This window comes from Intrasporangium sp., assembly GCF_036566125.1.
Classification (GTDB): Bacteria; Actinomycetota; Actinomycetes; order Actinomycetales; family Dermatophilaceae; genus Intrasporangium.
The window spans coordinates 1-8,324 of the sequence record NZ_DATCWX010000351.1 but is presented as its reverse complement, the minus strand read 5'-3'; the positions used below and the strand labels follow the sequence as shown (position 1 = coordinate 8,324).

The 8,324-nt window shown below is 69.9% G+C and carries 11 protein-coding genes; 8 read left to right on the top strand and 3 right to left on the bottom strand.

Features of this window, described 5'->3' with window-relative positions; all coding sequences use genetic code 11:
- Together VIR15_RS20770 and VIR15_RS20765 are read left to right on the top strand one after the other, a co-directional pair.
- A partial coding sequence (locus tag VIR15_RS20770; RefSeq protein WP_331931330.1) for a DUF309 domain-containing protein occupies positions 1-280 on the top strand: 280 nt, incomplete at its 5' end.
- Between the two features lie 38 nt (positions 281-318).
- Positions 319-858 carry a DinB family protein gene (locus VIR15_RS20765; RefSeq protein ID WP_331931329.1) on the top strand — a complete coding sequence of 180 codons (540 nt, stop codon included), beginning with the start codon at positions 319-321 and terminating at the stop codon, positions 856-858.
- 15 nt (positions 859-873) lie between these two features.
- Here the strand turns inward: VIR15_RS20765 and VIR15_RS20760 are convergent, their stop codons facing one another.
- Positions 874-1,452 (bottom strand): dienelactone hydrolase family protein, encoded by a 579-nt coding sequence (locus VIR15_RS20760; protein WP_331931328.1) that lies wholly within the window; start codon positions 1,450-1,452, stop codon positions 874-876.
- Positions 1,453-1,506: 54 nt separating this feature from the next.
- Here VIR15_RS20760 and VIR15_RS20755 point away from each other — a divergent pair, with 54 nt between their 5' ends.
- The 4 genes from VIR15_RS20755 to VIR15_RS20740 all read left to right on the top strand — a co-directional run bounded on the left by VIR15_RS20755 (position 1,507) and on the right by VIR15_RS20740 (position 3,872).
- Entirely contained in the window at positions 1,507-2,127 is a 621-nt protein-coding gene (locus VIR15_RS20755; protein WP_331931327.1) for a helix-turn-helix domain-containing protein, read from the top strand.
- A 25-nt stretch (positions 2,128-2,152) separates the two neighbouring features.
- Complete coding sequence (locus tag VIR15_RS20750) at positions 2,153-2,797, top strand: class I SAM-dependent DNA methyltransferase (protein ID WP_331931326.1); 645 nt, start codon at positions 2,153-2,155, stop codon at positions 2,795-2,797.
- Between the two features lie 227 nt (positions 2,798-3,024).
- Complete coding sequence (locus VIR15_RS20745) at positions 3,025-3,396, top strand: ArsR/SmtB family transcription factor (protein ID WP_331931325.1); 372 nt, start codon at positions 3,025-3,027, stop codon at positions 3,394-3,396.
- Positions 3,393-3,872, top strand: a complete 480-nt coding sequence (locus tag VIR15_RS20740; RefSeq protein WP_331931324.1) for an SRPBCC family protein — start codon at positions 3,393-3,395, stop codon at positions 3,870-3,872. Before VIR15_RS20745 ends, VIR15_RS20740 begins: the two co-directional genes overlap by 4 nt.
- Before the next feature lie 18 nt (positions 3,873-3,890).
- On the opposite strand, the gene VIR15_RS20735 is transcribed toward VIR15_RS20740, so the two are convergent.
- Entirely contained in the window at positions 3,891-5,036 is a 1,146-nt protein-coding gene (locus VIR15_RS20735; RefSeq protein ID WP_331931322.1) for an epoxide hydrolase family protein, read from the bottom strand.
- Between the two features lie 52 nt (positions 5,037-5,088).
- Here VIR15_RS20735 and VIR15_RS20730 point away from each other — a divergent pair, with 52 nt between their 5' ends.
- On the top strand, positions 5,089-6,039 hold the full coding sequence (locus VIR15_RS20730) for a helix-turn-helix transcriptional regulator (protein WP_331931320.1): 951 nt from the start codon (positions 5,089-5,091) through the stop codon (positions 6,037-6,039).
- 15 nt (positions 6,040-6,054) lie between these two features.
- Here the strand turns inward: VIR15_RS20730 and VIR15_RS20725 are convergent, their stop codons facing one another.
- A complete protein-coding gene (locus VIR15_RS20725; RefSeq protein WP_331931318.1) occupies positions 6,055-7,323 on the bottom strand; it encodes an epoxide hydrolase family protein in 1,269 nt (422 codons plus the stop codon).
- A gap of 61 nt (positions 7,324-7,384) precedes the next feature.
- On the opposite strand from VIR15_RS20725, the gene VIR15_RS20720 reads away from it, so the two are divergent.
- Positions 7,385-8,324, top strand: a 940-nt coding sequence (locus VIR15_RS20720; RefSeq protein WP_331931316.1) for a helix-turn-helix transcriptional regulator, incomplete at its 3' end; no start/stop codon positions are given.

Here is an 8,324-nt window from a genome sequence, read left to right as displayed (position 1 = left end):
GACAGCTCGTGAGCTCGTGGACAGCGGGCGCTCCTTTGCCGCCCACGAGGTCTTTGAGGCTCGCTGGAAGGCCGGGCCGGCCGAGGAGCGGGACCTGTGGCAGGGCTTGGCGCAGGTCTGTGTCGCGATCACCCATGCGGCGCGGGGCAACCGGATCGGGGCGGAGCGACTCGCGGACCGGGCCGCCAAGCGGTTGGCCGCATATGCCGCGACGGGACGCGGCACCTACGGGCTTGACCTCGACGAAGTGATGGAGTGGACGCGATCGCGAATCGCATAGATCTTGCCCCGCATGCCGCCCTCCGTTTGGATCGAGCGATGAGCAACCGGTGGACGACTCCCGAGCAAGACTCCCGCACCTACGGCAACCCCGTCGACGAACTGCCGACGTATCGCGAGTACCTCGACAACTACCGTCTCACCATTGAAATGAAGTGCGAGGGTCTCAACGCGGAGGAGCTCGCACGCCGTTCCGTGCCGCCGAGCACCCTGAGCCTGCTCGGCCTCGTCCGGCACCTCGCCTCGATGGAGAACCACTGGTTCCAACGGGTGCTCCAGGGTCGGACCGAAGGGCCGCGGCTCTACAAGACCGACGACGACTTCGACCGCGACTTCAATGGCGCCGAGCCAGACCCGGCCGTCGTCGAGGACGCCTTCGCGACCTGGAAGGCGGAGATCGCGAAGTCCGACGAGTGGCTCGGCAGCCGCGCCGACAGCGACCTTGGCGAGCAGGTCGACGTTCATGGCGAGCGCGTCTCGATCCGGGACATCCTGGTCCATGTCTTCGAGGAGTACGCGCGCCACGCGGGCCACGCCGACCTGCTGCGCGAGTGCATCGACGGGCGCACCGGCCAGTAGCGCTTCGGTGGCCGGTCAGGCCCTCTCGAGGAACGCCAGCATGCGACTGAGGACGCTGGCGGTGGCAGCTGGGTCGCTGCTCGGTAGCGATGAGTCGGTGAACAGGTGTGCATCGCCCGGGTAGACGAAGAGCTCGCCGTCGTTGGCCTCGGCGACGAGCTCGCGGGCGTTGTCGACGTCACCCTCACCAGCGAAGAACGGGTCTGCCTCCATGCCGTGCACCTGCACCGGGACGTCGGCTGGCCAGGCTTGGCCGAACGCGCTGACCGGTGCGCATGACTCGAGGAACACGGCACCGCGCGCACCTGGCCGGGTCTGGGCCAGGCGCTGCGCGGGCATGACGCCGAGCGAGATGCCGGCGTAGACGATGTCCGCCGGCAGCGCACCCGCGACCTCGTCGGCCCAGGCGTCCTGGGCGTCCGGCCCCTTGGCCTTCAGGGCGGCGAAGCCCTCGTCCAGCGAGCCGAAGGTACGGCCCTCGAAGAAGTCGGGCGTGTGCACCGTGTGGCCCGCTTGGCGGAGCGCGTCGGCGATCGCGTGCACACCCGGGGTCAGTCCCTGCACGTGGTGGAAGAGCAGCACCTGAGTCATCATCGGCCTCCAACGATCGAGAAATATGGATCGTTCGACAACTGTAGTCTGATATTCGTGACGCGTCACCCCTCGGCTCCCCGAAGCGTGACTCCCGCCGCCCCGCCGCCGGGCCACGAGATCGCCGACCGCCTCGTGCTGACCCGCCCCGCCCAGGTCCGCGCCCTCGGCCACCCGCTGCGCACGACGATCCTCGGGCTGCTCACGGAGAGAGCGGCGTCGGTCGCGGAGCTGGCGGAGGCGACGCACCGACCGAAGAGCACCATCGCCCACCACGTCTCCGTCCTGCACCTTGCGGGTCTGGTGCAGGTTGTGCGCACCCGGCGCGTCCGGGCTGTCGAGGAGCGGTTCTACGGCCGGGCCGCTCGCACGGTCACCATCTCTGTCGACCCGGGGGGGCCCGAGCTGCCCCTCGACTTCAACGACTTCGAAGTGGCCGCCCGCGAGTCAAGCGCTGCTTATGAAGCGCGTCGCCTCTGGGCCTTCCTGCGACACGCCCGCCTCAGTGACGAGCAGGCGAGCGAGTTCTGGACACGGATACGGGACCTGGTTGAGGAGTACGACCGGCTCCCTCGATCCGGCGACACGACCTACGGGCTGGCAGTCGGCATCTATCCGGTCCCGGACTACCCGAGACTCCCCGACCCCCGCGAGCCCGGCGCACCCGACGCGGGATAGGGCGCGGCCGTGGCAGGCTGGCTGCATGGGCACCGAGCACTTCGATGACAAGGCCGCGACGTGGGACGACGACCCCGAGAAGGTGAGGCAGGCACAGGACGTCGCTCGAGCGGTGAGCGCGGCTGTGCCACTGGGCGAGGCGACCCAGTTGCTCGAGTACGGTGCCGGCACGGCTCTCGTCACGCAGGCGCTGCTCACCTCGACCGGGGCGATCGGCCGAGTCACGCTGGCGGACAACTCCCCCGGCATGCGGGCCGTGTTGCGCGACAAGATCGACTCAGGTGCGATGCCCCCGGACACTCGCGTCTGGGACCTGGACCTGGAGAACCAGCCGGCGCCCGCCGAGCGGTTCGACCTGATCGTGTCGTCGATGGTCATGCACCACGTCCGCGAGCTGCCCGTGGTGCTCGCGGCATTCGCCGAGTTGCTCGTCGAGGGAGGCCATCTCTGCATCGCCGACCTCGACCGGGAGGACGGCTCGTTCCACACGCACGACTTCGATGGCCATCACGGCTTCGACAGGGGCGAACTTGCGAAGGCGCTCGAGCAGGCGGGGCTCGTGGACGTCGCCGTCACGGACTGCACCCACATCACTCGAGAGGGAGTGAGGTATCCGGTCTTCCTGGCCACCGCCCGTGAGGGTGTGTCGGCAAGCCAGGGAGAGCACTGAGCCGAGATCGTTCAAGGTGTTGAACGGCGTGGGACATCGCTGGAATTCGTTATGTGCCGCCCTTCGAGGGATGGCTCAGTGAACGACTCACCGCCTGAGCCGTATGCCGCTCAGCTCGGTAGGCGCGGAAGGTCACGTCCGCGCGGGGGGAGCTCAGCGGCATACGACGTGGTTCTCCCAGCTGGAGGGTTGACAAGGAACATTCCGTAAGCATCTACTAACGGTTAGTGATTGCTAACCAAGCAGTAGACGGATGGGATGCCCTGGCGGACTCGACGCGGCGCGCGATTGTCGCGTCGCTCGCCGAGCGGCCGCAGGCCGTGGGCGAGCTGGCGGCCGGACTGCCCGTCACGCGTCCAGCCGTCTCGCAGCACCTCAAGATCCTCAAGACCGCCGGGCTCGTCACCGACCGCGCCGAGGGCACCCGCCGGATCTACCAACTCAACCCGCTCGCCCTCGCGGCCCTCCGCGACCAACTCGACGCGTACTGGCAGCGCACGCTCGACAACTATGCAGCCGAGGTCGCCCACTACCAGGCCGAACTCGCGCAAGGCCGCGCGGGCACCACCACCACGACACCCTCCAAGGAGTCCCGATGACCACCACTGACAGCGTCATCCGCCACAGCGTCGTCGTCCCAGCGCCGCCCGAGATCGCGTTCAAGGTCTTCACCGAGCGCTTCGGCGACATCAAGCCGCGAGAGCACAACCTCCTATCAGCACCGATCACCGAGACCGTGCTCGAGCCATGGGTCGGTGGGAACATCGTCGACCGCGCGGCGGACGGGAGCGAGTGCCGCTGGGCGCGCGTCCTTGCCTACGAGGCGCCGAATCGGCTTCTCTTCACATGGGACATCAACCCCAGGTGGGAAATCGAGACCGACCTCGACCGGACGAGCGAAGTGGAGGTCCGGTTCATGGCAGACGGCGACCGGACCCGGGTCGAGCTGGAGCACCGTCACCTCGACCGCCACGGCACCGGCTGGGAGAGCGTCCGAGACGGCGTCGACGACGCCCAGGGCTGGCCGCTGTACCTCGCCCGCTTTGGCACGCTCTTCGACGAGACCACCGCCTGAGCGTCGCGACCACCAGCCTCAGCGCACCATGCGGAAGAAGGTCCGGACGTCCTCGACGAGCAGGTCCGGCGCCTCCATGGCGGCGAAGTGGCCGCCCCGGTCGAACTCCGACCAGTGCACGACGTTGTGCTCGCGTTCGGCGATCCGGCGTACGCCCGGGTCGCCGGGGAAGACGGCGACGCCGTGCGGCACGCTCGAGTACTCGGCTGCCCCGCCCCAGGTCTGCTGGTTCTCCTTGTAGAGGCGGGCGGACGAGGCGGCGGTCCCGGTGAACCAGTAGATGCTGACGTCGGTGAGCAGCTGGTCGATGTCGACCGCGTCCTCAGGCAGCTCACACGCCGGGTCGGTCCACTCCTTGAACTTCTCGACGATCCACGCCAGCTGCGCGGCGGGGGAGTCGTGCAGGCCGAATGCCAGGGTCTGTGGTCGGGTCGCCTGGATGATCGCGTAGCCGACGCGGTCCTGGTCCTGGTACTGGCCGAGCCGGGCGAGCTCGGCCTCGGTGAGACCCTGGGACTCAGCGGGGTCGCCGGTCGGGAAACCGAGGCCGCCGTTGACGTGCACGCCCGCGACGTGGGTCCGGTCGGCGCGGCCGAGCATGGGCGAGATGACGGCGCCGCTGTCGCCGCCCTGTGCGCCGTAGCGCTGGTAACCGAGGCGGCTCATCAACTCGGCCCAGGCGCGGACGACCCGGCTGAGGTCCCAGCCCGGCTCCGCGGTCGGCCCGGAGAAGCCGAACCCCGGGATCGACGGGGCGACGACGTGGAAGGCGTCGGTCCTCTCGCCACCGTGCGCGGCAGGGTCGGTGAGCGGCCCGATGACTTTCATGAACTCGGCGACGGAGCCGGGCCAGCCGTGCGTGATGATGAGCGGCAGCGCGTCCGGCTCGGGCGAGGGGACGTGCAGGAAGTGGATGTTCTGGCCGTCGATGCGAGTGGTGAATTGCGGGAACGCGTTCAACTCCGCTTCGGCGGCACGCCAATCGAATTGGGTGCTCCAGTACTCGCCGAGCCCACGCGCGTAGCCCACCGGGACGCCGTACGACCAGCCGACCCCGGGCAGCTCGTCCGGCCAGCGGGTTGCGGCGAGGCGGGCGGCCAAGTGATCAAGCTGTGCCTGAGGGACGTCGATGCGGAACGGGTGGATCTGCGTGTCGTCGTTCATGTGTGTCAACGTAGAGAGCGGTTAGGACAGCTTCGGTCCTAGGATACTGGGCATGTTCGAGACGTCGGCACGGCTGCTGCGATTGCTGTCCCTGCTCCAGACGCCCAAGGTCTGGCCGGGCGCGGAGCTCGCCGAGCGGCTGGGTGTCTCGGCCCGGACCATCCGCCGCGACGTGGACCGGCTCCGTGACCTCGGCTACACCGTGCACGCCACGGCGGGGGCGCCGGGGTACCGGCTCGGCGCCGGCACCGGGGTCCCGCCCTTGCTGCTCGACGACGACGAGGCGGTCGCGGTCGCTGTGGGACTCGGCACCGCCGCTGTCTCGGGCGTGGCCGGGATCGAAGAGACGTCGATGCAAGCGCTCCTCAAGCTCGAGCAGGTCCTCCCCTCGCGGCTCGGGCACCGCGTCCGGGCGCTGCGCTCAGCGATGGTCCAGCTGGCGTCGCCGGTCGGCGGGGTGGACCCCGCCGCGCTCACAACGATCGCCACCGCCATTCGGGACCGGGAGGGCGTGCGGTTCGACTACCGTGCCCGCGATGGGGCGGAGGCACGCCGCAGGGCTGAGCCCCACCGGCTGGTGGGCTCGGGGCGTCGCTGGTACCTGGTCGCATGGGACATCGACCGGCGGGACTGGCGCACGTTCCGCGTCGACCGGATGCGGCTGCGCACGCCGAACGGACCGCGCTTCACCCCTCGAGAGCCGCCCGGCGGCGATCTGGCCCGCTACGTGTCGGAGCAGATCTCCACCCACCCGTACCGCTACCACGGTCGGTTCACCGTGCACGCCAGCGCGGACTTCGTCACCGCTCGGATGCCGCCCACCGTTGCGACGGTCGAACCGGTCGCGGATGACACGTGCTTGCTCAGTGCCGGCTCGAACTCCCTCGACGAGCTCGCGGTGTGGGTCGGGCAGCTCGGCGTCGCATTCCACGTGCACGAGCCACCCGAGCTCATCGAGCACGTCCGTGCACTCGGGGCGCGGCTCCTCGACGCGGCGCGTTAGCTGGAGGTGTTGGCCTCACCGCACCGTGCGGAAGAACGCGCGCAGATCCTCGGTGAGGAGGTCGGGGACCTCCATCCCCGGGAAGTGGCCGCCGCGGTCGAACTCGGACCAGTGGGCCATCGTGCCGTTCGGGTCGAGCAGGCTGCGGATCGTGCTATCCGCGGCGAAGACGGCCACGCCAGTCGGTGGCGCGGGCGGGGCTGCACCCCAATTGCTTTCGCCGCCTGGCTCCTCGGCGCCCCAGCCTCCCTCGCCGGCTCCGGACTGCTGGGCCGCGAACTCACGCCAGGCCCGCATGCCGTCGTAGGTGGCGTGGGCCGTCGAGGCCCCGGAGCCGGTGAACCAGTAGAGGCTGACGTTCGTCAGCAGCTGGTCGCGGTCGACGGCCTCGTCAGGGAGGGGATTGGCTGGGTCGGTCCACTCGTGGAACTTCTCCACGATCCAGGCGAGCTGGGCAACCGGCGAGTCGTGCAGGCCGTAGGCCAGCGTCTGCGGGCGGGATGACTGGATGGCGAGGTAGCCGGTGCCGTCCTCGCGGAAGGTGTTGTGTCGCTCGGCGCGTTCGCGGTCGGGGCCCTCGAACGCGTCAGGGTCAAGCGGGGGATCGAAGGGAGCCGCAGCGGCGGTCCCGGTCAAGTGGATACCGACGACGCGACCTGGGGCGACCATTGGGAGCATGCCGGCGACGCCCGACCCGACGTCGGTGCCATGGGCGGCGAACCGCTCGTACCCGAGGCGGGTCATCAGCTCGGCCCACGCCTGAGCCACTCCAAAGAGATTGAAGCCAGCGGCGGAGAGCGGTGTCGAGAAACCGTAGCCGGGCAGGCTCGGCATGACCACGTGGAAGGCGTCGCCTGGATCGCCGCCGTGGGCCCGCGGGTCGGTGAGCGGGCCGATGAGTCGGGTGAACTCGACCGGGGAGCTCGGCCAGCCGTGGGTCAGGACGAGGGGCAGGGCATTGGGCTCGGCGGATCGGACGTGCAGGAAGTGGACGGTCTGGCTGTCGATGTCGGTCGTGTACTGCGGGAAGGCGTTCAGCGCCTCCTCCTGGGCGCGCCAGTCGAAGCCGTCGCGCCAGTAGTCGGCCAGCTCGCGGAGGTAGCCGGGCGGGACTCCGCGACTCCAGTCGTCGTCAGCGATGGGCGTCGACGGCCAACGGGTGTCGGCGAGGCGGGCGCGGAGGTCATCGACGTCGGCCTGCGAGATCTCGACCCGGAACGGGCGAATGGCTGAGGAGGACAGGTCGGCCGCGGTCGGGCCGATGGGTTCGGTGTTCGTCGTCATGGAACCACGCTAGGAACAATCACGGAAGACTTCCTTCCGCGATGAGGACCAGACTTGCGGCATGTTCGAAACCTCGGCCCGGCTCCTCCGCCTGCTCGGCCTGCTCCAGTCCCGCCGCGACTGGACGGGTGACCAGCTCGCGCAGCGCCTGGAGGTCACCGCCCGCACCATCCGCACCGACATCGAGCGCCTCCGGGCGCTCGGCTATGCCGTGGACGCCGTGCCCGGAGTCGGCGGCGGCTACCGGCTCGGTGTGGGTGCCGCCGTCCCGCCCCTGCTCCTCGACGACGAGGAGGCCGTGGCCGTCGCGATCGGGCTGCGCGGAGCCGCGACCGGGGCCATCGAGGGCATCGAGGAGACCTCGATCCGGGCGCTGACGAAGCTCGAGCAGCTCCTCCCGTCCCGCCTGCGCCGCCGGATCGCCTCGCTCGCTGCGGCGACCGTGACCGTCCCATCGCTCGCGGCTCCGACGCCATCGGTTGATCCCGAGACGCTGATGGCGATCGCGAACGCGTGCCGGGACCATGAACGGCTCCGGTTCGACTACGCGTCCCACAGCGCGACCGAGAGCCGTCGGCTCGTCGAGCCGCACCGCATCGTCAGCTCTGGCCGTCGCTGGTACCTGCTGGCCCACGACGTCGACCGCGGCGACTGGCGCACTTTCCGGGTGGACCGCATGCGGCTGCGACTGCCTGCGGGCCCACGGTTCGTCCCGCGTGATCTGCCCGATGCCGAAGTGCGAGAGCGGGTCTCCGGCCAGCTCGCGACCGCGACCTGGGCCTACCGGGCGCGGGTCACCGTCTTTGCGCCGGCCGACGTCGTCGTGGCACGCCTGCCGTGGCCGGCCACCATCGAGCCGATCGACGCGTCCAGCTGCACCCTCGAGGTCGGGTCGGACTCGCCCGAGCTCCTCGCCGTCCACCTGGGAATGCTCGGTGCCGACTTCACCATCGACCCGGCTGAGTCACCCGAGCTGACCGAGTGGCTGCAGGTGCTCGCCA